The 24,796-nt window shown below is 71.2% G+C and carries 21 protein-coding genes; 14 read left to right on the top strand and 7 right to left on the bottom strand.

Annotated features, from left to right (window positions below):
- The first annotated feature begins 143 nt into the window (after positions 1-143).
- The 4 genes from Afe05nite_RS27880 to Afe05nite_RS27865 all read left to right on the top strand — a co-directional run bounded on the left by Afe05nite_RS27880 (position 144) and on the right by Afe05nite_RS27865 (position 5,745).
- Positions 144-1,670, top strand: coding sequence for a sugar ABC transporter ATP-binding protein (locus Afe05nite_RS27880; protein ID WP_203820191.1), 1,527 nt, complete (start codon positions 144-146; stop codon positions 1,668-1,670).
- The gene (locus tag Afe05nite_RS27875; RefSeq protein WP_203820190.1) at positions 1,667-2,740 is read left to right on the top strand and encodes an ABC transporter permease; all 1,074 of its coding nucleotides are present in this window, start codon (positions 1,667-1,669) and stop codon (positions 2,738-2,740) included. Before Afe05nite_RS27880 ends, Afe05nite_RS27875 begins: the two co-directional genes overlap by 4 nt.
- Entirely contained in the window at positions 2,733-4,649 is a 1,917-nt protein-coding gene (locus Afe05nite_RS27870; RefSeq protein ID WP_203820189.1) for a GMC family oxidoreductase, read from the top strand. Before Afe05nite_RS27875 ends, Afe05nite_RS27870 begins: the two co-directional genes overlap by 8 nt.
- Before the next feature lie 67 nt (positions 4,650-4,716).
- The gene (locus tag Afe05nite_RS27865; RefSeq protein ID WP_203820188.1) at positions 4,717-5,745 is read left to right on the top strand and encodes a sugar ABC transporter substrate-binding protein; all 1,029 of its coding nucleotides are present in this window, start codon (positions 4,717-4,719) and stop codon (positions 5,743-5,745) included.
- Positions 5,746-5,795: 50 nt separating this feature from the next.
- Here Afe05nite_RS27865 and Afe05nite_RS27860 read toward each other — a convergent pair whose 3' ends face one another.
- On the bottom strand, positions 5,796-7,283 hold the full coding sequence (locus Afe05nite_RS27860) for an aldehyde dehydrogenase family protein (protein WP_203820187.1): 1,488 nt from the start codon (positions 7,281-7,283) through the stop codon (positions 5,796-5,798).
- Positions 7,284-7,458: 175 nt separating this feature from the next.
- On the opposite strand from Afe05nite_RS27860, the gene Afe05nite_RS27855 reads away from it, so the two are divergent.
- Positions 7,459-8,274 (top strand): IclR family transcriptional regulator, encoded by an 816-nt coding sequence (locus tag Afe05nite_RS27855; RefSeq protein WP_203820186.1) that lies wholly within the window; start codon positions 7,459-7,461, stop codon positions 8,272-8,274.
- Here the strand turns inward: Afe05nite_RS27855 and Afe05nite_RS27850 are convergent.
- Positions 8,255-10,423, bottom strand: coding sequence for a N,N-dimethylformamidase beta subunit family domain-containing protein (locus Afe05nite_RS27850; RefSeq protein WP_203820185.1), 2,169 nt, complete (start codon positions 10,421-10,423; stop codon positions 8,255-8,257). The genes Afe05nite_RS27855 and Afe05nite_RS27850 overlap by 20 nt on opposite strands.
- 121 nt (positions 10,424-10,544) lie before the next feature.
- On the opposite strand from Afe05nite_RS27850, the gene Afe05nite_RS27845 reads away from it, so the two are divergent.
- The 9 genes from Afe05nite_RS27845 to Afe05nite_RS27805 all read left to right on the top strand — a co-directional run bounded on the left by Afe05nite_RS27845 (position 10,545) and on the right by Afe05nite_RS27805 (position 19,930).
- Positions 10,545-11,333 (top strand): 2-keto-4-pentenoate hydratase, encoded by a 789-nt coding sequence (locus Afe05nite_RS27845; protein WP_203820184.1) that lies wholly within the window; start codon positions 10,545-10,547, stop codon positions 11,331-11,333.
- Positions 11,330-12,253: an acetaldehyde dehydrogenase (acetylating) gene (locus Afe05nite_RS27840; protein ID WP_203820183.1), complete on the top strand. Its 924-nt coding sequence runs from the start codon at positions 11,330-11,332 to the stop codon at positions 12,251-12,253. Before Afe05nite_RS27845 ends, Afe05nite_RS27840 begins: the two co-directional genes overlap by 4 nt.
- A complete protein-coding gene (gene dmpG, locus Afe05nite_RS27835; RefSeq protein WP_203820182.1) occupies positions 12,250-13,275 on the top strand; it encodes a 4-hydroxy-2-oxovalerate aldolase in 1,026 nt (341 codons plus the stop codon). Before Afe05nite_RS27840 ends, dmpG begins: the two co-directional genes overlap by 4 nt.
- A gap of 60 nt (positions 13,276-13,335) precedes the next feature.
- On the top strand, positions 13,336-14,820 hold the full coding sequence (locus Afe05nite_RS27830; protein ID WP_203820181.1) for an APC family permease: 1,485 nt from the start codon (positions 13,336-13,338) through the stop codon (positions 14,818-14,820).
- 34 nt (positions 14,821-14,854) lie between these two features.
- Positions 14,855-15,244 carry a hypothetical protein gene (locus Afe05nite_RS27825; protein ID WP_203820180.1) on the top strand — a complete coding sequence of 130 codons (390 nt, stop codon included), beginning with the start codon at positions 14,855-14,857 and terminating at the stop codon, positions 15,242-15,244.
- A gap of 154 nt (positions 15,245-15,398) precedes the next feature.
- Positions 15,399-15,848, top strand: a complete 450-nt coding sequence (locus tag Afe05nite_RS27820; protein WP_203820179.1) for a hypothetical protein — start codon at positions 15,399-15,401, stop codon at positions 15,846-15,848.
- A gap of 191 nt (positions 15,849-16,039) precedes the next feature.
- Positions 16,040-17,254 carry a hypothetical protein gene (locus Afe05nite_RS27815; RefSeq protein WP_203820178.1) on the top strand — a complete coding sequence of 405 codons (1,215 nt, stop codon included), beginning with the start codon at positions 16,040-16,042 and terminating at the stop codon, positions 17,252-17,254.
- Between the two features lie 14 nt (positions 17,255-17,268).
- On the top strand, positions 17,269-19,380 hold the full coding sequence (locus Afe05nite_RS27810) for a tetratricopeptide repeat protein (RefSeq protein WP_203820177.1): 2,112 nt from the start codon (positions 17,269-17,271) through the stop codon (positions 19,378-19,380).
- Between the two features lie 4 nt (positions 19,381-19,384).
- Positions 19,385-19,930: a flavin reductase family protein gene (locus Afe05nite_RS27805; RefSeq protein ID WP_203820176.1), complete on the top strand. Its 546-nt coding sequence runs from the start codon at positions 19,385-19,387 to the stop codon at positions 19,928-19,930.
- A 4-nt stretch (positions 19,931-19,934) separates the two neighbouring features.
- Here the strand turns inward: Afe05nite_RS27805 and Afe05nite_RS27800 are convergent, their stop codons facing one another.
- The 5 genes from Afe05nite_RS27800 to Afe05nite_RS27780 form a co-directional block, all read right to left on the bottom strand.
- Positions 19,935-20,762: an AfsR/SARP family transcriptional regulator gene (locus Afe05nite_RS27800; protein ID WP_203820175.1), complete on the bottom strand. Its 828-nt coding sequence runs from the start codon at positions 20,760-20,762 to the stop codon at positions 19,935-19,937.
- Between the two features lie 365 nt (positions 20,763-21,127).
- Complete coding sequence (locus Afe05nite_RS27795; RefSeq protein ID WP_203820174.1) at positions 21,128-22,231, bottom strand: alpha/beta fold hydrolase; 1,104 nt, start codon at positions 22,229-22,231, stop codon at positions 21,128-21,130.
- Positions 22,228-22,581: a hypothetical protein gene (locus Afe05nite_RS27790; RefSeq protein WP_203820173.1), complete on the bottom strand. Its 354-nt coding sequence runs from the start codon at positions 22,579-22,581 to the stop codon at positions 22,228-22,230. The genes Afe05nite_RS27795 and Afe05nite_RS27790 overlap by 4 nt, the downstream gene beginning before the upstream one ends.
- A 96-nt stretch (positions 22,582-22,677) precedes the next feature.
- Complete coding sequence (locus tag Afe05nite_RS27785) at positions 22,678-23,136, bottom strand: TetR/AcrR family transcriptional regulator (protein ID WP_203820172.1); 459 nt, start codon at positions 23,134-23,136, stop codon at positions 22,678-22,680.
- Positions 23,137-23,210: 74 nt separating this feature from the next.
- Complete coding sequence (locus Afe05nite_RS27780) at positions 23,211-24,749, bottom strand: multicopper oxidase family protein (RefSeq protein WP_203820171.1); 1,539 nt, start codon at positions 24,747-24,749, stop codon at positions 23,211-23,213.
- Between the last annotated feature and the right edge of the window lie 47 nt (positions 24,750-24,796).

Genomic DNA, 24,796 nt, shown 5'->3' with positions numbered 1-24,796 from the left:
CCGGTGGTCCGCTCACCGGACCGGTCCCGGGCGAAAGACCGAGGTCGGGGGCGAGTCCGTTCAGCGGAACAGCGGACTTAGCGCGGTAACCGGCCGGTGTCAGGGTGAGCGCCAATCCGGTCAGGTCCGAGGGGGTTACGCGGATGAACAATGGTGCGGCGCCTCTGGTCGAGGTTCGCGGGATCACCAAGCGATATCCGGGCGTTCTCGCCCTCGACGACGTCAGCCTGTCCGTCCGCGCCGGTGAGATCGTGGCGCTGACGGGCGAGAACGGCTCCGGGAAGTCCACCCTTTCGAAGATCATCGGCGGCGCCGAGCAGCCGGACGACGGTGTCCTGCTGATCGACGGCGAACCGACGGTGGTTGCCAATCCCGCGACCGCGCTGCGGCTGGGCATCGTGATGATCAGCCAGGAGCTGACCCTCGCCCCGCACCTGACGGTGGCGGAGAACGTCTTCATGGGCCGGCTGCCGCGGCGCGGCGGCCTGGTCGACTGGCCGGCGGTACGGTCCCGGGCCCGTACCGAGCTGGCGGCGCTCGGCGTCCACGTCGATCCCCGCGTCAAGGTCGGCGACCTGTCGGTGGAGCTGCAGCAGGAGGTCGAGATCGCCCGCGCCGTCTCCTCGAAGGCCCGGCTGCTCATCCTCGACGAGGCCACCAGCTCGTTGTCGGAGACCGCCACCGAGCGCCTGCTGGAGCTGGTGCGCGAGCAGGGCCGGCGTGGTGTCGCGGTGCTGATGATCTCGCATCGGATGCCGGAGCTGTATGCCACGGCCACCACGGCGGCGGTGCTGCGCGACGGCCGGATGGTCGGTGTCGTGCCGCTTCCGGAGACGCCGGAGCCGCGGCTGGTGCACATGATGGTCGGCCGCGAGCTCAACGACTACTACGGCGGCCGCCAGGTCACGCCGGGGCCGGTCGTGCTCGACGTACGCGATCTGGCCTCGGACGACGGCGCCCTCGCACCGACGTCCTTCCAGGTCCGCGGGGGCGAGATCGTCGGGGTGGCCGGTCTGGTCGGCTCGGGCAAGGCCCACCTCGGCATGGCGCTGGGCGGCGCCATCCCGGCCACCGGCGAGGTCCGCGTCAACGGGACTCGGGTGGTCCTCGGCGACCCGCGCCGGGCCCTGACCGCGGGCATCGGGCTGGTGCCCGACGACCGTAAGCGGGCGGCTCTGCTGCCCACCCGCAGCGTGGCGCACAACATGACACTGAGCTGGCTGCGCACGCTGTCCCGGTTCGGCGTGGTGCCCGGCCGCACCGAGCGGCGCCGGGTCCGCGAGGCGATCGCCGAGTACGGCGTCAAGACCTCCTCGCCGAACAAGCTGATCACCCAGCTGTCCGGGGGAAACCAGCAGAAGGCGGTGCTCGGCCGGATCTTCGCGCTCGGCTGCCCGGTCTATGTGCTCAGCGAGCCGACCCGGGGCGTGGACGTGGGCTCCAAGAGCCAGATCTACGGGCTGCTGCAGAAACTGACCGCGGGCGGCGCGGCCGTCGTGATCATCAGTTCCGAGCTGCCCGAGTTGATCGGGCTGGCCGACCGGGTGCTCGTCTGCTTCCGCGGCGCGGTGCGCGGCGAGTGCAGCGGGGAGCAGCTCACGGAACAGGTCCTGAACGCGATCGCGGTCAGCGGCCACATCCACACCGACGACTCCGGAGAGGCCGCATGAGCCAGGACACCACGACCCGTCCGGAGGCGCCGATCTCCGGCCCGGTGCCGGGCGGGGACTCGACGAACGCGCTGAGCCGGCTGGCCGCCCTCTGGCGGCTCTCCGGCAGCAGCACCGGGGTGCTTGCCGGTCTGCTGCTGCTCGGCGCCTACCTCGGCGCGACCCAGCCGATCTTCCTCACCTGGGGCAACATCACCAACGTCGTCGCCAGCAACAGCGTCGTGCTGGTGCTCGCCGTCGGCGCCACCTTCGTGATCATCTCGGGCGGGCTCGACCTGTCCACCGCCTCGGCGGCCGCGGTCACCGGCATGGCCTACGGACTCCTGCTGCAGCACGGGCAGAACGCGCTCGTGGCCGTGGCCGGGGCTCTGCTGGTCGGCCTGCTGCTCGGGGTGCTCAACGGCGTGCTGATCGCGTACGTCAAGGTGTCGTTCCTGGTCGTCACGCTCGGCACCCTGTCGGTCTTCGAGAGCGCGGCGCTGGTCATGAGTCAGGGCAAGACGCTCAACGTGTTCTCCCGGCCCGGCTTCGCACCGATCTACCGGATCACCAACGGCGACGTCGGCGGCATCCCGTACCTGATGATTTTCGATGTGGTCCTGGTCGTGGCGGCGGCCCTGGTGCTGCGCTACACCACGTTCGGCCGCGGGGTGTACGCGCTCGGCTCGAACCGGGAGGCGGCCCGCCTGAACGGCATCAACGTCGCCCGCACCACCCTCAGCGTCTTCGTCATCGCCGGTCTGGCCGCCGCGGTCGCCAGCCTGATCCAGGTCGGCCGGCTCACCGGCGCCAGCCCCGGCGTCGACTCGACGCTGCTGCTCACGGTGGTGGCGGCGGTGCTGATCGGCGGGACCGCCTACACCGGTGGTGACGGCGGGGTCGGCGGCACGGTTCTCGGTGTGCTGTTCCTCGGCGTGATCCAGAATGGGCTCACGCTCAGTGACGTCTCGACCTTCTGGCGGGGCACCGTCAACGGCACGGTGCTGATCGTCGCCGTGACCCTCGGGGTCGCCCGCCATCGGGGCTGGCTCACCATCAACCGCGGAAAGAAGGCGCAGAGCCGTGCGTGACGTCATCCGGGCCGTCTGCGACACGTTCGCACCCTCGCTGGCCCCGCCGGACGGGGTGGACGAGGCCACCGCCGCGTACTACCGGGACGGGGCGACGGCGCGCGGCATCGACGAGACGGTGGCCGGCGCGGTCGCCGGACTGGACGCGCTGACCCGCGGTGCGGTCGCCGAGCTGGTGACGCGACTCGGCGCCGGTTTCGCCGCGGCGAACCTCGCCGAGCGCACCGCCACGCTGCGGGCGGTGGCCGGCGAGTCGATGCGGCTGCGCCTGGCCGTGCGCCAGCTCAAGGCGATGACCCTGGCGACGTTCGTCGGCGCGGTCGACGAGCACGGCGCCAACCCGACCTGGCCCGCGCTCGGCTACCCCGGCCCGGCCACCCCGCCGCCGGCCCGGCCGAAGACGCTGCCGATCGAGACCCTGCCGGCCGGCGCGGCGCGGCTCACCGCCGACGTCGTGGTGATCGGCTCCGGTGCGGGCGGCGCGATCGTGGCGGCCCGAGCCGCCCAGGCCGGTCGGTCGGTGCTGATCCTCGAGGCGGCGCAGTACCGCAACGAGGCCGACTTCCGGCAGATCGACGCGCTCGGCGCGCGGATGTTCCTGCGCGGGGGCTCGATGTGGTCGTCGTCCGGGCAGATGGGCCTGCTGGCCGGGGCCACCCTCGGCGGCGGCACCGTGATCAACTCGATGGTGTGCCTGCGCACGCCGCGGCACATCCGCGAGTTGTGGACGGACGCCGGGCTCGACGGCCTGGACGGGCCGGACTTCGACAAGTACACCGACATGGTGTGGGACCGCATCGGCGTGAACACCGACGCGACCACCTACAACGCCAACACCCGGGCGATGATCACCGGTCTCGCCTCGCTCGGGTACCGGCACGAGCGGCTGCCCCGCAACGCCGCCCGGGACGACGACTCGTCGCTGTGCGGCTACTGCAACGCCGGCTGCCAGCAGGGCAGCAAGCTCTCGACGCTGCACACCTACCTGCGCGACGCGGCCGCCGGCGGTGCGCGGATCGTCACCGGCGCGCACGTCGACCGGGTCACCACCGCGAACGGCCGGGCCACCGGGGTCGAGGCGACCGTCAGCACACCGGACGGCCCGTGCGCGCTGACCGTCACCGCGGCCGACGTCGTGCTCGCGGCCGGCGGCATCGAGTCGCCGGCCGTGCTGCTGCGTTCCGGGATCGGCGGTCCCGCCGTCGGCAAGAACCTCACGCTGCACCCGGCGTGGATCGTCACCGGTGTCTACGAGGAGCCGGTGCAGGCCTGGCACGGCCAGATCCAGTCGGCCGTCAGCTTCGACCTGACGCGGGTCGTCGACGGCGGCGGGTTCCTGGTCGAGAGCCTGGCCCTCAACCCCGGCACCTGGGCCGGGCAGTCGCCCTTCGTCGACGGCCGCACCACCCGCGACCAGCTGCGGAAACTGCCCTACTACGCGACCTGGCACGGTGTCTCGCACGACCACGGCACCGGACAGGTCCACCTCGACGCGGACGGCCGCGCGGCGGTCCGGTGGGACCTCGACGACGCGGTCGATCACCAGATCGCGATCCGCGCGCACACCGAGCTGGCCCGGATGCACCGCGAGGCCGGCGCCACCGAGATCTTCACCTTCCACTGGAGCGATCGGCGCTGGCGGCGCGGCGAGGACTTCGACGCCTACCTGGACGGCCTGGCCGCCGCGCCCGCCGACGACTACACCGCGTTCTCCGCCCATCAGATGAGCTCCTGCCGGCTCGGCGCCGATCCGGCCACCTCGGTGGCCGACGGCTGGGGACGGCTGCACGACACGGCCGGGGTCTGGATCGGGGACGCGTCCGCGCTGCCGACCGCGCCCGGTGTCAACCCGATGATCACCGTCATGGCCCTGGCCGAGCGGACCGCCGCGGCCCTTCTCCGCGCCTGACCCGCCTTCCCGCCGGCGGCGCTCGATGCGCCGCGGGTGACTCCCGCACACCCTCCGGAGGTTCAAAATGTCCATTTCTCGGCGAAAACTAGCGTTGCTCTCCGTTCTCGGTGCCGGCACCCTGGTCGCCACGGCGGCCTGCGGCGGGGGCGACAAGGCCGCGGCCGACGGCAGCCCCGGCGGCGGTCTCAAGGTCTCCTACTCCACCCCGGTCGCCTCGCAGCCCAGCCAGCAACTGCTCACCAACGGCCTGAACGCGGCGGCCAAGGAACTCGGCTGGAGCGTCAACGTCGTCGACGCCAACCTCTCCGCCGACGCCCAGGTCTCCAACGTGCAGACCATGATCCAGCAGAAGGTCGCCGCGATCGGCCTGTGGGCGCTCGACTCGGGGGCCATGGAGGGCGCGTACGCCCAGGCCAAGAGCGCCGACATCCCGGTCATCGGGGTCAACTCCACGGGTCAGAACGTCTCCTCGACGGTGTGGTGGGCGTTCAACCTCTGCGACAGTGCCGACGCGCCGTTCAAGCAGGCCGCCCTGCAGATCGCCAAGATCCGGCCGGGTGGCAACGTGATCGTCCTCGGTGGCCCGCCGGTGCCGTCGATCCAGCAGAACGTCAAGTGCTTCAGCGACGCGGCCACCGCCGCCGGGCTCAAGGTGCTCAACCAGAGCGACAACACCAAGGACACCTCGGCGGCCGCGGCGGCGCTGACCGCCGACCTGTTCAGCAAGTACAAGGACGTCGACGCGGTCTGGGCGTACAACGACGCGACCGCGCTGGGCGCCTCCACCTCGGCCCAGCAGGCGGGCCTCAAGATCTCGGACGGCACCACGCCCGGCGTGATCATCCAGGGCGCGAACGGCGACTCCGACGCGATCGAGGCGATCAAGCAGGGCCGGCTCACCGGAACGTGGGACCCCGACGCGTACGCGACCGGCATGACCGTGCTCAAGGCGATGGACGACGCCAAGAAGGGTACGACCGGCAAGAACTACATCGTCACCGCGAAGTACTGGGACAAGAGCAACATCGGGAGCTACCAGGACCCCGGCACCCTCGGCTACACCCTGCAGACCCTGCCGGTGACCGTGAAGTGAGCCGCGGATGAGCAACGGCCCCGGTCAACGGTGACCGGGGCCGTTCTTCGTCAGCCCCACAGGGGGAAACGCGGCGCGCCCAGGTCGATGTTGACGGTCTTGGGCGCGCTGTACTCGAGCATCGTCTCCCAGGACAGCTCCCGGCCGAAGCCGCTGTCCTTGACGCCGCCCATCGGCGCGCCGGCGGGCAGGTCGAACCACTTGTTCACCCACACGATCCCGGCCCGCAGGTCGCCGGCGATCCGGTGGGCCCGGGCCAGATCGGTGGTCCACACCCCGGCGGCCAGGCCGTACCTGGTGCCGTTGGCCCGCTCGACGACCTCGTCGTAATCGGTGAACGACTCGGCCACCGTGACCGGTCCGAAGACCTCGCTGGTCACCACGTCGGCGGTGCCGGACGGGTCGTGCAGCAGGGTGGGCCGCAGGAAGAACCCGTTCCGGTTGACCGGGTCGAGCACGAGTTCCTCGTCGCCGGCCAGCACGCGTACGCCCTGCTCCCGGGCTCGTTGCAGGTGGCCGTTGACCCGGTCGAAGTGCGGGCGGGAGACCAGCGGGCCGACCTGGGTGGCCGGGTCCAGGGCGTCGCCGACCGTGATCGTGCTCGCCAGCGCCGCGAACCGGCCGAGGAACTCCTCGGCGATCGACGAGTGCAGCAACAGCCGGGACGACGCGATGCAGGCCTCGCCGTTGGCCAGGTAGATGCCGAGCGCGGCGTCGGCCACCGCCCGGTCGAGGTCGGCGTCCTTGGCCACGATCATCGCGCCCTTGCCGCCCAACTCCATGATCGTCGGGGTGAGCGCGCCGGCCGCGGTGGCCATCACCGCGCGGGCGGTCGGGCCGCCGCCGGTCAGCGTCACCTTGGCGACGTCGGGGTGACCCACCAGCGCCGCCCCGACGCCCGGCCCGAAACCGGTGACGACATTGACCACGCCCGGCGGCAGTAGATCGGCGATCAGCGCGACGAACTCCAGCACGCTTGCCGAGGCGAACTCGCTGGGCTTGAGCACCACGGTGTTGCCGCAGGCGAGCGCCGGAGCGAGTTTGTTGGCGGTGGTGATCAGCGGCGAGTTCCAGGGCAGGATCGCGGCGATCACGCCGAGCGGCTCCCGCACGGTGTAGACGAGACTGTGCGGGTCCTCCACCGGGATCTGGTCGCCGCGGTGGGCGCGGGTCAGCCCGGCGTAGTAGCGGTAGATGGCGGCGCTGGCCGGCAGGTCGGCGATCGCGACCTCGCGGACCGGCCGCCCGTTCTCGGTCGGCAGGAGCCGGGCGAAGAGCTCGGCGTTGGCCTCGATCCGGTCGGCGATCGCGGCGAGCAGCGCCTGCCGGGTGGCCGGCGTCGACCGCTGCCACGACGGCAGCGCCCGGCGGGCCGCGTCGACCGCCGCGTCGGCCTGGCCGGCCGTACCGTTGCCGATCGCCGCCCAGGCGCTGCCCAGGCTCGGGTCGACGGCCTCGAAGGAGTCGGGCGCGGCCACCCACTCACCGCCGATGAACATGCGGTAGTCCGCGTCCGGCCGGAACCTGTCCTTGAGCATGGCACTCCTCACGGTGTCGGGCCCTGAGCCTCGCCGCCGGGCGAGACCGGCGGCAAACGGCCCGGTCCGGTCACCGGATCAGGTCAGCTGAACGGACCGAACGGGCAGGGGTCCCAGGCCCGTCACCAGTGGTTATCGTAATGTTCAAGATCCGCTGCGGCGGGAGGGAACCGTCTTGTCCGAGCTTGCGTTCCAGATTCCACCCGGCGCCGAGATCGACGAGGAGGGGCTGCCCAAGTCGGTTCTCGGCAAGGCCCAGCTGCTGCTCGCGGCGTTCGGCGCGGGCGCGGGCCGGCTGCGGCTGACCGAGCTGAGCCGGCGTTCCGGGGTGCCCAAGGCGTCCGCGTACCGCCTGGCCCAGGAGCTGGTCCAGTGGGGGCTGCTCGAACGGGCCGGCAACGGTTACCAACTCGGGATGCGCGTCTTCGAGCTCGGTCAGCGGGTCCCGGTGGCGGCGATCCTGCGGCGCGTCTCCCGCCCGGCCCTGGTCGACCTGTACGCCGCCACCCGCGCCACCGTGCACCTGATCGTCCCGGACGGCGCCCACGTGCTGTTCCTGGAGAAGATCGCCGGCACCGCCAACGTGCTGACCCACTCCGAGGTCGGTGGCCGGCTCCCGGCGAGCTGTGCCGCCTCGGGCAAGCTGTTCCTCGCCACCCGGCCCGATGCCGGGGAGGTGCTCGGCGATCTGGCCCGGCGCGACCTGATGCGGCCGACGACCCGTAGCGTGCCCACCGTCGAGGCACTACGCGTGCAGTTGGACGACGTCCGCAAGCACGGCTACGCCGTCGAGATCGAGGAGATGCTGGCCGGTTACAGCTCGCTGGCAGTCCCGATCACCGATGCCTACGACGTCGTCTACGCCTGCGTGTCGATCACCATGCCGACCAGTCAACTCATCGTTCCCCGGCTGCTGCCCACGGTCCGGGCGACCGCCGAGTACATCTCGCGCGAGGTGGAGCAGCATTCCGCTACCCGGCGGTGCGCCTGAACGGCAGATCGTCGACGTCGAGGAACGCGCGGAGAACGTTGCCGGTGAGCCGGGCGACGTCGTTGTCGCCGCCGTCCACCAGCAACGACCCGCACCAGGCGATGCTGCCGGTGGAGAACACCGCGCCGCCGCGGGGCTTGGGCAGCAGCACCAGGTCGCACCGGACCTTGTCGCTGGTCGTGCCGTCGTAGTGGCCGTCCGGCAGCTGCACCTCGACCGGGTCGAGCCCGTACGCCCGGGAGAACCCGCTCGCCGTGGCCAGCACGATCGTGTCCGCCGGGGTGCCCAGCGCCCGGTCGGCCCGGTCGATCTCCACGCCGGCCGCGCCGTGGCCGTTGACCATCGACGGGAAGTCCCCGATCCGCGGGCCGGTGATGCCGTCGAAGGCGAACGCCACCCGCGGGTCGGCCGGGTCGGCGACCACGTCGTACGGCCGGTTGGCGTCGAAGCCCTGCGCCGCCATGCCCACGCCGACCAGCTTCTGCGGTGCCTTCCCGCGTAGCCGCCAGAGGCCGCCCAGCTCGCCGGTGGTGGCGTGGTGCCACTCGCCCGGCTCCGGCTGCCAGGCCCGGATCCCGGCGGTCCGGCGGATCTCGATGGTGTGCCCGCGCTCCGGGTCGACCGAGGTGACCCAGTAGAAACCGTTGCCGCCCAGGTACATCAGCCGGCCGCCGCCGTCGAGGTAGCTCTCGTACGCGGCGGCCATCGCCGTCGTCGGGTATTCCGGGTGGCTGCCGGTCAGCACGACCCGGTAGGGCGCCAACGCGGCGAGTCCCTCGTGGTGCACCTCCTCGTCGGTGATCACGTCGACCGCGAAGCCCTCGGCCTGCAGCCACGCGATCAGGTGGAGGTCGGCGCTGAACTGATGGGCCGAGGTCTCGCCCCCGGCCACCGCCGCCCATCGGTGTCCGGGCCGGACGTTGGGCAGCGGCTTCTGGGTGCTGGTGAAGCAGACCCCGGTCAGGTCGGTGTGCACGTCGTAGAGACTGCGCAACCCGCTGCCGACGAGGTAGGCGTCGTGCGGGTTGCCGCCGAACTCGGGTGGCTCGGCCACCCCGACGTCCCGCAGATAATCACGCGCTCCCGGGTCGGCCATCACGTGCTCGCAGCTGTAGGCCAGGTAACTGAACGTCGGCAGCACGACCAGCGCCTTCTGCCGGGGCCGGTCGCCCGGGGTGAGCACGAACGGCACGGTGTCCTCGGTGCCGTCGTCGGCGGTCACCCGGATGCCGTAGACGCCGCTGGGCAGGTCCGCGGGCAGTGGCAGCACGAGGTCGTCCGGCCAGCCGGCGTCGTCGAGGTCGTCGTCGTGGAAATGGATGGCCTGGTAGGCCTGCGGCGCGAGGCGCGGATCGACGTCGCCGGCTGCGCCCGCGATACCGAGGCAGGCGCGCAGCGGGAAATTCACGGCGACTCCGGCGAAGTCCGGGCCGACCCGGTTGGCGATCTGCCGCAGCCGGTCGGACGGACCGAAATCCCACTCCGCGAGGGTGGCGCCGGCGGCGGTCAGGACCGGGCGGTCGATCCGGCCGTTGAAGTGGTCCCGTGCCGTGCCGGCCGCCACGGTCGCGGCGAAGGTGACGGCGAGTGCGTCCGGTTCCGCTCCGTTCATTTCGACCTCGAGAACCAGGCTTTCGCCGTACGCCGAACGCAGTGCCAGATCCACCCGGCCGGCCGCCGGCGAGACGCCCAGGGTGAGCCGATACCAGCGGCCGGTCACCAGTTCGCCGGCCGGGGTGAATCCGCGCGGCGTGCGCAGGCCGCCGCGCCCGTGGTCGTCGAGCACGACCTCGGCCACCACCACGCCGGCCCGGGTCAGCGACACGACCGTCTGCGGATGCCCGGCGGCGACCAGCGTGGGCTGGATCGCCGCGGTCAGCTCCACCCGCCCGGCGCCGGCCGGCACCGGGCCCTCGGCGGTGCGCACGTAGGAACCGGTGGGCAGCGGCCGCTCCCGGCCGGCGAAGCGTTGTCCGTCCAGCGCCGAGCGCACCGGCCGGATGTCGAGGCCCGGGCCGAGCGGGTGGGCGTCGCCGTTGAACAGCCGGACCACCTGGGCCTCGAAGCTGGTCGCGGTGGTGCTGAACCGGCCGTGCACGCTCGCGCCGGGGCGGTAGCTGAGCCGATCGAGATAGCCGATGATGTTCATTTCCGCACCCTGGCAGGGCGGTGCGGGCGGTGCCGCCGGGATGGTCCGGTGACCGGACCACCCGGCTGGGGCGGCACCGCCGGGCGCGGGCACGATCGGGTTTCGGAGCCAGGGGAGTCCCATGAATTCAACAGCAGAGGCCGCCGCGTCGCGGTTGGCCGACGCCCGGCGCGCCGGCAAGCCGTGTGCGCCGGTGCGTGACCTGATCGACGCCCAGGACGTGGCGCTCGCCTATCGCGTGCAGCGTCTCGGCGTGGACCGGCGGACCGCCGCCGGGGAGCGGATCGCCGGCCGCAAGATCGGCCTGACCGCGCCGGTCGTGCAGCAGCAGCTCGGCGTCGACCAACCCGACTTCGGGGTCCTGTTCGACACCATGGACGTGTCGGCGCTCGCGGTCGTCCCGGTGGGCGGCCTGCTGCAGCCGAAGGTCGAGGCGGAGGTGGCGTTCCGGCTCGGGGCCGATCTGGGTGGTGACCTCTCGCCCGCGACGGTGCGCGCGGCGGTCGCGCACGCCGAGGCGGCCATCGAGATCGTGGACAGCCGGATCGCCGACTGGGACATCAGCATCGCGGACACCGTCGCCGACAACGCCTCCAGCGGGCTGTTCGTGCTGTCCGGGCGGCCGGTGCCGCTGTCGGCGTTCGAGCCGGCCGATGTGGTGATGCGGATGACCGTCGACGGCGCGCCCGCCTCGGCCGGGACCGGGCGGGACTGTCTCGGCGATCCGCTGGCGGCCCTCGCCTGGCTGGCGCGGACCGCCCGTGACCTGGGAGATCCCCTGCGCGCGGGCGAGATCGTGCTGTCCGGGGCGCTCGGCCGGATGGTCCCGGTCGGGCCGGGTTCACGGGTGCGTGCGGAGATCTCGTCGCTGGGATCGGTCGATGTCGTCTTCGGAGGAGATCTCGGATGAGGGTAGCGGTGATCGGCTCGGGGAACATCGGGACCGACCTGATGATCAAGGTCTTGCGGGGGAGCGGGAAGCTGGAGATGGCCGCCATGGTCGGCATCGACCCGGCCTCGGACGGGCTGGCCCGGGCCCGGCGGCTGGGCGTCGCCACCACCGCCGACGGGGTCGGCGGGCTGCTCGCGATGGCCGACTTCGCCGCCATCGACCTGGTCTTCGACGCCACCTCGGCGCGGGCCCACGTCGCGAACGACGCCGCCCTGGCGCCGTACGGCAAGCGGATGATCGATCTGACCCCGGCCGCGATCGGGCCGTACGTGGTGCCTGCCGTCAACCTCGACCAGCATCTGGGAGCCGGAACCGTCCGCAACATCAACATGGTCACGTGCGGCGGGCAGGCCACCATCCCGGTCGTCGCCGCCGTGTCCCGGGTCGTCCCGGTGCCGTACGCCGAGATCGTCGCCTCGATCGCCTCGAAGTCGGCCGGACCGGGCACCCGGGCCAACATCGACGAGTTCACCGAGACGACCGCGCGGGCGATCGAGCAGGTCGGCGGGGCCGGCCGCGGCAAGGCGCTGATCATCCTGAATCCGGCGGAGCCGCCGCTGATCATGCGGGACACCGTGCTGTGCCTGGTTGCGGCGACGTCCGCGGGGGTCCTGGACGCGATCGTCGAGTCGGTCGAGGAGATGGTCCGCGCGGTGGCCGGATATGTCCCTGGATATCGTCTCAAGCAGCGCGTGCAGATCACCCCGGTCCCGCCTGATCAGCCGGTGCACACCCTCTCCGGAGACGCCGCGGTCACCCATCAGGTGTCGGTGTTCCTGGAAGTCGAAGGGGCGGCCCACTATCTCCCGGCCTACGCCGGGAACCTCGACATCATGACCTCGGCCGCGATCGCCGCCGCCGAAAGGATGGCATCATGACCCGGCTCTTCATCCAGGACGTCACGCTGCGGGACGGGATGCACGCCGTACGCCATCGGATGGAGCTCGACTCCGTCGCGAAGATCGTCGGTGCGCTCGACGCGGCCGGCGTGGACGGCATCGAGGTCTCGCACGGAGACGGGCTGGCCGGCGGCAGCCTCAACTACGGGCCCGGGTCGCACACCGACTGGCAGTGGCTCGAGGTCGCGGCCGCGAACATCTCCCGGGCGCGGCTGACCACACTGCTGCTGCCGGGGATCGGCACCATCGCCGACCTGCGGCAGGCCTTTGCCCTGGGCGTGCGCTCGGTGCGGGTGGCCACCCACTGCACCGAGGCCGACGTGGCCGCCCAGCACATCGCCACCGCCCGCGAGCTCGGCATGGACGTCTCCGGCTTCCTGATGATGAGCCACCTGGCTCCGCCCGGGGTGCTGGCCGAGCAGGCGAGACTGATGGAGTCCTACGGCGCGCACTGCGTCTACGTCACCGACTCCGGCGGCCGGCTGCTGATGGACGACGTGCGCGACCGGATCCGGGCGTACCGCGACGTTCTCGACCCGGCCACCGAGATCGGCATCCACGCCCACGAGAACCTGTCGCTGTCCGTGGCCAACTCGATGATCGCCGTCCAGGAGGGGGTCACCCGGGTCGACGCGTCACTGGCCGGGCAGGGCGCCGGCGCCGGCAACTGCCCGATCGAGCCGTTCATCGCGGTCGCGAACCTGCGGGGCTGGGACCACGACTGCGACCTGTTCGCTCTGCAGGACGCCGCCGACGACCTGGTGCGCCCGCTGCAGGACCGCCCGGTCCGGGTCGACCGGGAAACCCTCACCCTCGGGTACGCCGGTGTCTACGGCTCGTTCCTGCGCCACGCCGAGACCGCCGCGCAACGGTACGGCGTGGACGTCCGGTCGCTGCTGATCGAAGTGGGCCGCCGCGGCCTCGTCGGCGGGCAGGAGGACCTGATCGTCGACATCGCCCTCGACCTGGTTGATTCCGGACCGGTGAGCGAACCGGCGTGACCTGGGCGCCCAGTGGGCTCTGTCAGGCTCCCCGGACATTCGAGAAGTTCGGAGATTCTCATGGCAACCACCGATAGCCCGGCACCCGAACCCGCGCTGACCCTCGAGCCGACGCCGGTCGGCCGGCCGGTCGCGGACAGCTTGGCCGGGGGCACGCTCGGCGCCGCCCATCTCGTCTTCATGGTGATGGCGGCGGTGGCTCCGGCCGCCGGGGCCGTCGCCCTCATCCCGTTGTCCATCGCGCTCGGGGTCGGCGTCGGCACGCCGGGCATCTTCGTCGTCGTGGCGCTCATCCTGCTGCTGTTCGCCGTCGGGTTCACCCGGATGGTTCCGTACGTCCGCAACGCCGGCGCCTTCTACGCCTTCATCACCAGGGGCCTCGGCGGGCTCGCCGGGCTGCCGGCCGCGTACGTCGCCCTCACCGCGTACCTGTGCGTCGGCACCGCCACCCTCGGCGCGCTCGGCTACTTCGCCAACGTCACCATCGATCGCTTCTTCGGCATCGACGTGCCTTGGTGGTTGTGCTGCGCGGTGGCGATGGTGATCGTCGGACTGCTCGGCTACCTCCGCATCACGGTGGCGGCCGGCGTGCTCGGCGCCGCCCTCCTCGCCGAGGCGCTGGCCGTGCTGGTGCTCGACGTCGGCATCCTCTTCCAGAAGGGTGCCGGAGCGTTCACTCTGCAGTCGTTCGCGCCGTCGCACGTGCTGGCCGGCTCGGTCGGGGTGGGCCTGATCTACGGCTTCTCCTGCTTCCAGGGATTCGAGGGGACGGCCATCTACGCCGAGGAGGCCCGCGACCCCGACCGCACGGTGCCACGGGCGACCTACGGGGCGGTGCTCCTCGTCGGACTCTTCTTCGTCCTCACCACCTGGGCCCTCATCGCCGGCGGCGGGGGCGAGGGGGCGCCGGCGGCGGCGCTCGCCGACCCGGGAAACTTCGCGTTCGGGCTCAGCGACACGTTCGTCGGCCACGCCTGGACCGACCTGCTGCAGGTGCTGATCGTCACCAGCAGCTTCGCCGGCGTCCTCGCCTTCCACAACGCCGCTTCCCGGTACCTGTACGCGCTGTCCCGGGACGGCTTCATGCCCCGGGTGCTGGCGCGCACCCACCCGCGGCACCGATCACCCACGGTGGCCGGTTACACCAGCTTCGCCGTGATGACCGGAATCATGGTCGGCTTCGCGGTTGCCGGACTCGACCCGCTGACCAACCTGTCGACGTCGCTGACCGGGGTGGGCGCGGTCGGCATCCTGGGTCTGATCACCGCCACCTCGCTGGCGGTGCTGATCTTCTTCCTGCGGCGGCGGCAGTACGGCTGGGGTTACACGGTGGCGCCCGCGCTCGCCACCCTGGGCGTCGGCGCCGCCACCGTGCTCGCCCTGTCCAACTACGAGGCGATCACCGGAACGACGTCGACGCTGATCAACTCGCTGCCCTGGCTGCATCTGGTCGTGATCGTGGCCGCCCTGGCGATCGGGCTCTGGGCCCGGTCGCGCCGGCCCGCGCGCTATGCCGCGATGGGCGCGACCCGCATCGCCGAGTGAGGATGGCCGCCCCGAGCCCCGGTAGGTTGGCGCGATGGACTATCTCCGCCAGTTCGAGGCCGTTCACCGGCGGCCCCAGTTGTCCGGTCTGGACGGTTCCTACGGACAGTTCTGCGCCTACCTCGAGGGCTTGAACGCGGGCAACGACGGCGGACTGCTCACCGGTTTCCGGGAGTGGCTGGTGACCCGTCTGGGCGACGGTGACAACCTGACGTGGCGGGCCCTGGTGATCCACCTGGCCCGCCCGGAGGGGCCGGCCGCCGGCCGTGCAGCGGTCGATTCCGCCGACCGTGACCCGGTGGTGGTGGCCAAGCTGTTCGAGCTGCTGGGCGAGTTCTTCACCCTCCGGTCCCGCCCGGCCGACCTGGTGCGGATCTACGACGAGTATTCGACCTGGACGAAGGCGAAGTCCGGGCACCGCTAGGTCACGAGTCCGGTGGTAACCCGGAAGCTGCTGGCCGATTCGCGACAATCCCCGTCACCCGCGGTCGCGCCGACGGCCGAGCCCACGCCCTCGCCCTGGCCACCAAGTACGGACTCACCCATGACCAGCGCCGCGCCCGGATCGGGGCCCAAGCATGAAACCGGCTCTGCTGAGGGCCTCCGGTGCCGGGGCCCGGCCGGCGCACGCCCTCGCCGACCGCGTCGCCGAGGAAGGCTCGGACATCGCCGGCCACCTCGTCGACGCCGTGACCGCCGCCGGGGTCACCGTCGTCTTCGTGACCCACCTGCACGAGCTCGCGCAACGCCGCTACGACCAGCGCGACCGCTTTCCCGGACTGTTCCGGCGGGCCGAACCTGACCGGTCCTTCCGCGTGCACGAGGCCGCGCCGGAGTCGACTGCGCACGGCACGGACCTCTGGTATCGCATGCGCCGATCCTCCTCGACCCCGGATACCGGCGGCGCCGCTTGCCGTCGCTCACGCGCTGGAATTGCTGGTCGGCGGCCCCTTGCGGCGGTTCTTGAGCGCCATTTTGGCTGGTCTATGGGAGCGGGCCAGCAAAATGGAGGAACACCGCACCACTAGCGAAAGAGGTCTCCCATGGAAAAGAGCCAGACCAAGCGGACCGGCATGAAGAAGGTCACCATCCGCAAGACCGGCCCGGTTCGTCTGACCGCTTCGGCCTGCAGCCACTACCCCGGCCAGGTCTAAGACGTGCGGCGGGTGCGGGCGTCTTCGGCGCCCGCACCCGTGCCACCGACGGAAGGGTGCCGTACATGACCGACGTCGAGCGGCCCTACGACCCGGATCAGGTTGTCAGGCTGCACTCCTTGACTTATCTGGAAGAAGACGGGGAGATCACGATCGGGCGTACGGAAATCGATTCCTATGCCGTTTTCCCGGCTGATGGCGCCGCGTTTGTCCAGCGTCTGCAGAATGGTGAGACCCCGCGCCAGGCCGCGCTCTGGTATTCCTCGGTCTACGACGAGGAGATCGACGCGGCCCATATCGTCGGTGCGCTGGAGGAGCTCGGTTTCCTGCGCACGGGCGGCGAGCCGGCGGAGGCCACCGGGCCGGTGCGCTGGCAGGGCCTCGGGCGGGCGCTGTTCTCGCCGGTCGCGTGGGTGCTCTACGGTGCTCTGCTCGGGTGGGCCGGCATTCTGATGGTCCGGTCGACGGATCTGGTGCCGACCTACCATGACCTGTTCTTCACCGAGTACTACACGATCGTCGTGGTGGGCCTGTTCGTCGGCGCGATGCCGCTGGCCCTGCTGCACGAGTCGTTCCACGCGCTGGCCGGGCGGCGTCTGGGGCTGCGGTCGCGCCTGCGGATCGGCCGACGGTTCTACTTCATCGTGCTGGAGACCTCGCTGGACGGGCTGGTTGCCGTGCCCCGGCGCAAGCGCTACCTGCCGATCCTGGCCGGCCTGGTCGCCGATGTGCTTGTCGTCGCCGTCCTCGTCATCGGTGCGGATCTGTCGCGGTTGCCGGACGGTTCCTTCTCCCGGCTCGGAATGGTCTGCCAGGCGTTCACCTTCGCCACCGTGCTGCGCATCGTGTGGCAGTTCTTCTTCTACCTGCGGACCGACATCTACATTCTGATCACCACCGTGCTCGGGTGCTCCGACCTGCACGGCACGGCCAAGCAGATGGTGACGGACCGGGTCCGCCGGGGGTTCGGGCGAGCGCCGGTGGCCGACCCGTCGCAGTGGCACCCGGTCGACCGGCAAGCGGCCCGCTGGTATTCGTGGCTCATCGTCGCCGGGTACTCGTTCAGCGGGGCCACCCTGCTGTTCGCCGCCATCCCGGCCAGCTATCACGTCTTCGCCGGCATCGTCGACCGGTTCGTCGGTGGCGCGACGACGGCCCAGACCGTCGACTCGGCGCTGTTCCTGGCCCTGAACGTGCCCCAATTCGCGTTCACGGTGTGGCTCGGGATCCGGGAGCGCCGGGAACGGGCAGCCGCCACCTTCAATCACGTCATCGCCTAGAGGGAGCGCCGGTCATGACCTCTCACCACTGGATCCGCGGCGGCAGCCGTGCCGACCGTACGGCGGAACTGGGCCGGCTCGGGCTGCCCGCGCCGCTCGCCACGGTCAGCGCCCATCGCCGGCTGCGCGGGCCGTACACGGCGGCCGGGACGCTGATCCGTCTCGTGGCCGCGGACGCCCTGCGGCGCGACCCCGAGCTTGGCCCCGACCATCACATCGCCCTGCTCACCTCCACCCCGGAGCTCGCCGGCCAGGTCCCGCCGATCAAGGTGGCGCTGGAGCTGACCGCGGCATCCGGGGCCCGCACCCGGTATCAGGCCCGGCTGCACAGTCTGCGGGTCTCGCACGGGCTGGTCGACTTCCTGCTCGCCTACCTGCGGGGGCTACCGGCCGAACCACGGGTGCTGGTGGTGGAGGACGTGAGCGAGGCTGACCCGACCGACCTGGAATTCCTCGCGGTGCTCGTCCGCCGGGTGCCCGCGGACCTGCTGACAGTGGTGGTGGGCAGCGGTCCCGCTCCGCTCGCCGACCCGCCCGGCCCGGTGAGTGTCTCCCTGCCCGCCGCGTTGCGGGCCCACACCACGGCCCACGATGCCGCCGGCGGCACGGCTCTTCCGCCGGTGACCGGCGACCTTGCCGACGCCTTTGTGGACAGTGACGGCACGACCGACGACCCGCGCGCCCTCGAGGCGTACGAGAAATTGGCGCAACCGGAACGCGCGGCCCGGCACGACCGGCGGATCGAGGTGTTGCGGGAGCTCGGTGAGCGCTCGCTCGAGTTCGGGGCCATCCCGTTCCACGCCGAGCACGGCAGCGACCCGGCCGGCGCGGGTACGGCCGCCCTGCGTGTGGCCCAGCTGAACAGCAAGAACCTCGGGCTCTACCACTCCGCGGTCGATTTCGGCCTGCGCGGGCGGCGCCTGGTGCCCGGCGGACCGGACGACAAGCTGTGGTGGCACTTCACCGGCGACGCCACGACGTCGTTGTCCGCGCTGGGCCGGGCCGAGGAGGTGGAGCTGATCTACGCGGAGCTCCGCATGGTCTCGACCGACTCGGAGATGCACATGCACGGGGCGTACGCGACGGCGATGCTCTATGCCCGGCACTTCGACGACAGCCGGCGCGACCCGCGGAAGGCGCGGGAGTGGCTGCACGTGGCGATCGCCATCTCCACGCTGCTGCCCGACCCGAAGGAACGAGCCTTCTACACCGTGTTCAACCGCAACGGGCTCGCGCTTGTGGAAACCCGTGAAGGGCGCCCGGATCGCGCGCTGGAGCTGCTGAACAGCGGCATGGCCACCCTCGATCGGGAGCTGGCGCCGGGGGAGCAGCTGCTGCACCGCACCGGGCTGCGCTACAACCGGGCTCAGGTCTTCATCATGACCGGCCGGCTGACCGAGGCGCTGGCCGACCTGGACACGGTGATCGAGGTGGATCCGAACTTCCACGACCACTACTTCAACCGCGGCAACGTGCTGCACCGGCTGGGCCGGCGGGCCGAGGCGGTGGAGGATTACGGGCGGGCCCTGGCGCTGTCACCGCCGTACCCGGAGGTGTTCTACAACCGCGGTGACGCCCGCGCCGAGCTGGGCGATCTCGCGGGGGCGGTCGAGGACTTCAGCCGGGTGATCGAGCTCGACCCGGACAACGCCGATGCCTGGCTGAACCGCGCCGCCATGCGTCATGAGCTCGGCGACGACGACGGTGCCTGGGCCGACGTCACCGCCGGGCTCGCGGTGCGGCCGGACGGCGCCCACCTGCATGGTCTGCGAGGCCGGTTGCTGGCCGGACGCGGCGACACGGACGCCGCGTGGGCCAGCCTCACCGCCGCGGTGGAGCACGATCCCGGCCTGGCCTCGGCCTGGGCCACCCGCGGCATGCTGGCCTTCGACAACGGCGATCTGGACCGGGCCGTCGCCGATCTGGACCGGTCGGTGAGCCTGCTCGACAACCCGGAGATCCGCTTCAACCGGGGCGTCGCCCTGCAGGAGGCCGGCCGCTACGAGGAGGCGGGGCGCGACTTCGCGGCGGTTCTCGACGCGACCGGCGACGAGGACGCGCGGGCGCGGCTCGACGAGTGCCGGCGGGCCGCCTCGACCGCGTTCGACGACGCCGCGGTCAGCTGAACCCGTGGACATCTCCGACTGGCCGCCTCTCGGGGTCACCGCCTTCACCGAGGCGATGGCCGGGCACGCGGCGAGCGTCGCGGTGATCACCACTCGTACCCCGGACGGGAAAGCCTGCGGACTGTTGGTGTCGACGCTGTGCTCCTACAGCGTCGACCCGCCCTCGGTGTTGTTCGCGGTCGGCCGCAGCGCCCGGTCCTATCCGGCGCTGACCGGCTGCGCCGCCTTCGGCGTGCACCTGCTCGACCGGGGGCACCGCGAGCTCGCGGACATCTTCGCCGGGCGGGTGGACGACAAGTTCGCCGCGGTGGCCTGGCGCTGGCACGGCCCGGTCCCGCGGCTGGACGGAGTGCCGCAGTTCCTCACCTGCCGGACCCGGCGGGTCGTGCCGGACGGCGATCACGCCGTCATGATCGGTGGCGTCGTGGCCCTGGAGACGGACGATGACACCGGCCCGGTACGCGACGACCCGCTGATCTATTACCGCCGGCGGCTCGGCTCGTGGGAGACGGTGTTCGGTGACAGTCGCTCCGGCGCGCTCACCGATTGACGCGTCACCGGTCGGCCGCGAGGTGGTTCGGGCAGCCACACTCCGGCCCGGCCGGCACCGCGTCGAGCCAGCGCTCGAAGTCGGCCGCCGAGTCGCTCCCGAGCATCGCCTGCTGTGCCGAGCGCAGCAGGTGGCCGGGTTCCAGTCCGGCTTCGTCGGCCATCGCCCGGTAGGTGCGGGCGTAGACCTTGAGCGCGTCCGCCCGCCGCCCGGTCATCGCGAGACCGACCATGAGCTGGTGCTGCAACTTCTCGTTCAGCGGATGGCTGGCGCACAGCTCCTCCAACTCGCCGAGCACCTGCGGGCCGCGGCCGTGCCGGAGATCGAGCCAGAGCCGTTCCTGCAGGACCGCCAGGCGGTCGGAGTCCAGCCGGTCGGCGGAGTTGAGCAGGCCGCTGTGCCCGCGCAGGTCGGCCAGCGCCGGCCCGCGCCACCACGCCAGGGCATCCTGATACGAATCCCGGGCGGCCTCGCAGCGGCCGGCGGCATGGTGCCCGCGCGCCTGCTGGACGGACTCGTCGAAGTCGTCGATGTCGATCTCGCCCGGGCCGACGTTCAGGATGTAACCCGCCGAGCGGGTGACGAGAACGGGATGTCGCTGAGCGTCGACCGCCCGTCCCGGCGTCCGCGGCAGCAGGGTCCGCCGTATCGCGGACACATATGACTGCAACGCCGCGGGCGCGGATTTCGGCGGACGGTACGACCAAAGATCATTGATTATCGATTTGGTGGAATAATATTCATTGCGATGCATCAAAAGCAGGCCCAGTAGTATCCGCTGCATCGGCGCGGTGGGGGTGCACAACACACCGTCGCGGGCGATCTCGAGCATACCGAGGACAGAAAACCGCAACGCCGGAATGATTCCTCCCGATTTTCTCCCGCCCAGTTCAACGTACGCCCGGCGGCCGTTACGTGTGGTTATTTATTGATCACTATATGTTATCAACTCGATCCTGGCATAGCAATGCGTTAAGTAGTTTTACGTATTGTCACGCGTTATTTTTTATAATGAGTTAACAATTCTTATACATGATGTCGGTCAATGCGCTGTCCGCTTCCGGCGAACCGCCTCGGGAATGAGCAGCAAGAAACTACGTCATGTCGTTGACGGCGGCGGTGACCAGGTTTTCGAAATGACACAACGACCCACGCCGGTGCCGGTCGCCGGTCCGATCCGGTCAGCCCGCCACCGCGTCACTCGTCCGGGCCCCGTCTCCCGCGGCCGGCGTGCAGAGTGAGCCGGCGCAGTGCGGCGTGCAGGGCGGGGGCGAGTGCTGCCGGGTCGGCGGGGTCGCTCAGGTCGTGCGCCACGCCGGCCAACACGACCCGGCCGGGGCCGGTGGTCGGCACCTGCCGCAGCGCTGCCGCCAGTGCGTCGGTCGTCGGGCACGGGACCTGGGGGTCGTTGGTGCCGCAGGTGAGTAGCGCCCGCGTCCGGGCCGGCAGACGACCGGCGACGGTGGCCGGGTCGAGGGCATCGATGGTTTCCACATAGCGCCGGTTGGAGCCGCCGAGGCTCCGGAACAGATCGGCGAGTGCGATGGGCATGTCGTCGGTATCGATCGGCTGACCGGCCCGGAGGTCGGCGACGGCGCGGGTGATGGCGAGATCGATGCTCGGCCGCTCCTGCTCGCTCAGCTGGCCCGCGGTGACGGCGGCGGCAAGTTGCTCATGCAACTGCCGGGCCAGAACGTCGAGGAGTCGTTGCGCCAGAGGTTGCAACAGCCCGACTCCGGCTGCCCGAGGCTGAGCCGAGACCGCGACCTGCAGTGCCGTCAAGGCGCCTTCACTGTGCCCGATCAGGTTCACCTTTCGCCGGTCGACCTCAGGCCGGCCGGCTAGCAGCCGGTAAGCGGTGTCGGCCTGGCGGACGAAGGCGGGGTAGTCGATCGTCTCGGGCTTTCCGGCGAAGGCACCGAGACCGGTGCGGCCCGTGCCGTACTTGTCGAAGCGCATGCTGACGACTCCGTCGTGCCCCAGCGCATCGGCGAGCTCGGCCAGAGTGTGCGGGGTCAGCGTCGGTGGCTGGTCCCCGTTGCGGTCGGTGGGACCGCTGCCGGGCAGCAACAACGCGGCGGGCATCCGCTGCCGCGGACGATGGGCGGGTACGTGCAACGTGCCGAAGGTGCGAGTGCCGTCCACGACGAAGCTGATCTCGTGGTCCGCGGCCGGCACCCACCGAGCGGCACTGGCGGAGGGGGCCGCGGCAATGACAGTTCCGGTCACGACGGTCAGGATCGTGATGTGCCGGGCGATCCGCCGGCCGGTGCCCCGCGGCCTGCTCGCCGGCGAGGTCATCGCTTGATCTCCCGCTCGATCAGGGCGACCGTGGCGGCCGGGTCGGCGACCTCCACGACGAGGCGGGCGTAACGTTCGTCGGCGAGCTCGATGACAACGGCTCGGGCGCCGTCGCGGATGTTCCAGAAAACACGTTCACCTTCCTGGTGGAAGGTGCCCGCGGTGATCACGCCGGGCAGGCTGGTGCCGGGGGCCCGCAAGCCTTTGGGTTCGGCGGCGATGCCCGGGTCGACGGTGGCGCCGCGGACGTTCACCAGCGGGATCACCAGGCGGCTCTTGAGCGACCACAGTTTCTCCCATCCTTCGATCTCCACGACGAGGTCGTCACCGGCGATGCTGATCTGGGCCATTCGACTAGCCTTTCTGCGGCCTGCGGACTCGGCCGCGGGCAGGGTGGGGTACGGGTGCGAGTCGCACCCGGCCGGGGCCGGTCATCGGGTGACCGGTTACGAAGGGTCGCCGGTCGGTCCGGCGGCGCGGGCGAGCAGCCGTTCGCCCAGCAGCGTGCTCAACGCGGTCGGGCTGGTGCCGTTCACCCGGGCGGCCCGGTGCAGGGCCTGTCCCAAGGTCTGCCAGGCGGTGGTCACCAGGGCCGCCACATCGGTGTCGACCGGGGCGCGCTCGACTCCGGCCAGCAGCAGCAGATCGAGCACGGAGTCGTCGGTGGCCGCCACGCCGGCCGCGAGTTGCTCGGCCAGCCGGGGAAGGCGATGTTCGAGGTGCCAGCGGAGCGCGGCGATGTAGAGCCCTCGTTTGCTGCCGAAGACCTTGTAGAGACTGTTGCGGTGCACCCCCAGGTGCTGAACGAGATCGTCCACGGACACCCCGTCGTAGACCCGGCCGGCGAACAACTGCGCGGCCGCAGCCGTCACGGCCTGTTCGTCGAAACCTCTGGGGCGTCCCATGCCGAGCACGTTACTGATTTAGGAACGACCAGTCAAGAACGATCGTTCCTCAATCAGGATCTCCGTGCCGGGCTTCAGCCGGGGTGGTCCTGATGGTGGCTCCCGCCGGCTCCCGTCCGGTCGGCCGGCGCCCGGGACTTCGGCCCGTCGCCCGGCTCCACCACGATGAACTGGCCCATCATGCCCTGGTCCTCATGGCGCAGGAGGTGGCAGTGGAACATGTAGGGCGTCTCCGGATCGGCGTAGTCGGCGAATCGCATGATCACCGTGTAGCCCTGTTGCGGTGGTAGCCGGATGGTGTCCTTCCAGCCGCTCAGGTGGGGTGGCAGCGGGCCGCCGTCGGTGCGGCTGAGGACCTGGAACTGCACGTCGTGGATGTGGAAGCTGTGCGGGGTGCCATGCCCGTTGCGTACCGTCCAGACCTCGGTGGTGCCCTTGGTGACCACGGCGTCGTTGCGCCCGTGCTCCATCAGGCGGTCGTTGATCTGCCGGCCGGTGAACGTCATGGTTCTGGTCTGCGCCGCCTCGGCCGGGTCCAGCCGGGGCGTGTCGACGAGTTTCGCCGGCACCGCCGGGCCGGGCTTCAGCGATGCGGCCGCGCGCAGCTGCAGGACATCGAACTTGTCGCGGCCACCCTGGAAGCGGCGGACCCCGAAGTCGCCCTCGGGAGCCGGCGGGACGCTGCGCAGGACCACCTGCTCGCCGGGGCGCATGGCGACCAGCACCTCCGCCCGTTCGGCCGGCGAGAGCGGCAGCCGATCGACCTGGTGGGGCCGGTCCAGCAGGCCGCCGTCGGTGCCGATCAGCGTGAACGGGCGCCCGTCGGAGAAGGCGAAGTTGTAGCTGCGAGCCGTCGACGCGTTGAGGACGCGGAGCCGGACCAGATCGGTAGTGACCGGCAGGTAGGGCTTCGGCGTTCCGTTGACCAGCAGGGAGTCGCCGAGGATGCCGATGTCACTGCCCAGCGGGCTCGCCTCGGCGAGCTGCCCGTCGTCGGTGAAGGCCTTGTCCTGCACCACGACCGGGACGTCGTCGACGCCGTACTCGTGGGGGAGCGCGGCGACGTCGGTGGCGGGATCGTCGACCAGGAAGAGGCCGGCCAGGCCGCGGTAGACCTGCTTCTCGGTCCGCTCGTGCGGATGCGGGTGGTACCAGAGGGTCGAGGCGGGCTGGTCGATCCTCCACTCCGGACTGAAGGTCGAGCCGGGGCGGATCGGCTGGTGCGGGCCACCGTCCATCCGGGCCGGCAGATGCATGCCGTGCCAGTGCACCGTGGTGTCCTCGCCGAGGCCGTTGGTGATGTTCACGCGTACCTGTTCCCCACGCCGGGCCCGAAGTGTCGGTCCTAGGTGCGTGCCGTTGTAACCCCATGTGGCGGTCTGCCCGCCGTGGCCGAGGTCGCTCCGGCCGCTCTGGGCCCGCAGCTCGAACACTCGCCGGCCGGCCGCGTCCACTTCGGAGCGAGCAAGCGGCGGGACGGCGAGGGCGCGATCGAACGCCACCCGGCCGACCGTGTCGATCGGGGGCCGGGTGAGCACCCAGGCGACCACGCCGGCGCCGAGAACGCACAGCACCAGCACTGCTGTCAGACCACGGAAGAACCACTTACGCACGAGACCGCCTCCGGCGACCGACTACGGGATTGCGTCCAGCCTGCCGG

Origin of the sequence: Paractinoplanes ferrugineus (assembly GCF_016862195.1) — a bacterium.
Taxonomy (GTDB): Bacteria; Actinomycetota; Actinomycetes; order Mycobacteriales; family Micromonosporaceae; genus Actinoplanes; species Actinoplanes ferrugineus.
Note: the sequence above shows the minus strand (reverse complement) of the source record. Positions and strands in the feature narration are given on the sequence as shown.

Coding starts and splice junctions, on each gene's coding strand:
- Afe05nite_RS27880 (WP_203820191.1), top strand. CDS start 144: ATGAACAATGGTGCGGCGCCTCTGGTCGAGGTTCGCGGGATCACCAAG.
- Afe05nite_RS27875 (WP_203820190.1), top strand. CDS start 1,667: ATGAGCCAGGACACCACGACCCGTCCGGAGGCGCCGATCTCCGGCCCG.
- Afe05nite_RS27865 (WP_203820188.1), top strand. CDS start 4,717: ATGTCCATTTCTCGGCGAAAACTAGCGTTGCTCTCCGTTCTCGGTGCC.
- Afe05nite_RS27860 (WP_203820187.1), bottom strand. CDS start 7,283: ATGCTCAAGGACAGGTTCCGGCCGGACGCGGACTACCGCATGTTCATC.
- Afe05nite_RS27850 (WP_203820185.1), bottom strand. CDS start 10,423: ATGAACATCATCGGCTATCTCGATCGGCTCAGCTACCGCCCCGGCGCG.
- Afe05nite_RS27845 (WP_203820184.1), top strand. CDS start 10,545: ATGAATTCAACAGCAGAGGCCGCCGCGTCGCGGTTGGCCGACGCCCGG.
- Afe05nite_RS27840 (WP_203820183.1), top strand. CDS start 11,330: ATGAGGGTAGCGGTGATCGGCTCGGGGAACATCGGGACCGACCTGATG.
- dmpG (WP_203820182.1), top strand. CDS start 12,250: ATGACCCGGCTCTTCATCCAGGACGTCACGCTGCGGGACGGGATGCAC.
- Afe05nite_RS27830 (WP_203820181.1), top strand. CDS start 13,336: ATGGCAACCACCGATAGCCCGGCACCCGAACCCGCGCTGACCCTCGAG.
- Afe05nite_RS27825 (WP_203820180.1), top strand. CDS start 14,855: ATGGACTATCTCCGCCAGTTCGAGGCCGTTCACCGGCGGCCCCAGTTG.
- Afe05nite_RS27820 (WP_203820179.1), top strand. CDS start 15,399: ATGAAACCGGCTCTGCTGAGGGCCTCCGGTGCCGGGGCCCGGCCGGCG.
- Afe05nite_RS27815 (WP_203820178.1), top strand. CDS start 16,040: ATGACCGACGTCGAGCGGCCCTACGACCCGGATCAGGTTGTCAGGCTG.
- Afe05nite_RS27810 (WP_203820177.1), top strand. CDS start 17,269: ATGACCTCTCACCACTGGATCCGCGGCGGCAGCCGTGCCGACCGTACG.
- Afe05nite_RS27800 (WP_203820175.1), bottom strand. CDS start 20,762: ATGCTCGAGATCGCCCGCGACGGTGTGTTGTGCACCCCCACCGCGCCG.
- Afe05nite_RS27795 (WP_203820174.1), bottom strand. CDS start 22,231: ATGACCTCGCCGGCGAGCAGGCCGCGGGGCACCGGCCGGCGGATCGCC.
- Afe05nite_RS27790 (WP_203820173.1), bottom strand. CDS start 22,581: ATGGCCCAGATCAGCATCGCCGGTGACGACCTCGTCGTGGAGATCGAA.
- Afe05nite_RS27785 (WP_203820172.1), bottom strand. CDS start 23,136: ATGGGACGCCCCAGAGGTTTCGACGAACAGGCCGTGACGGCTGCGGCC.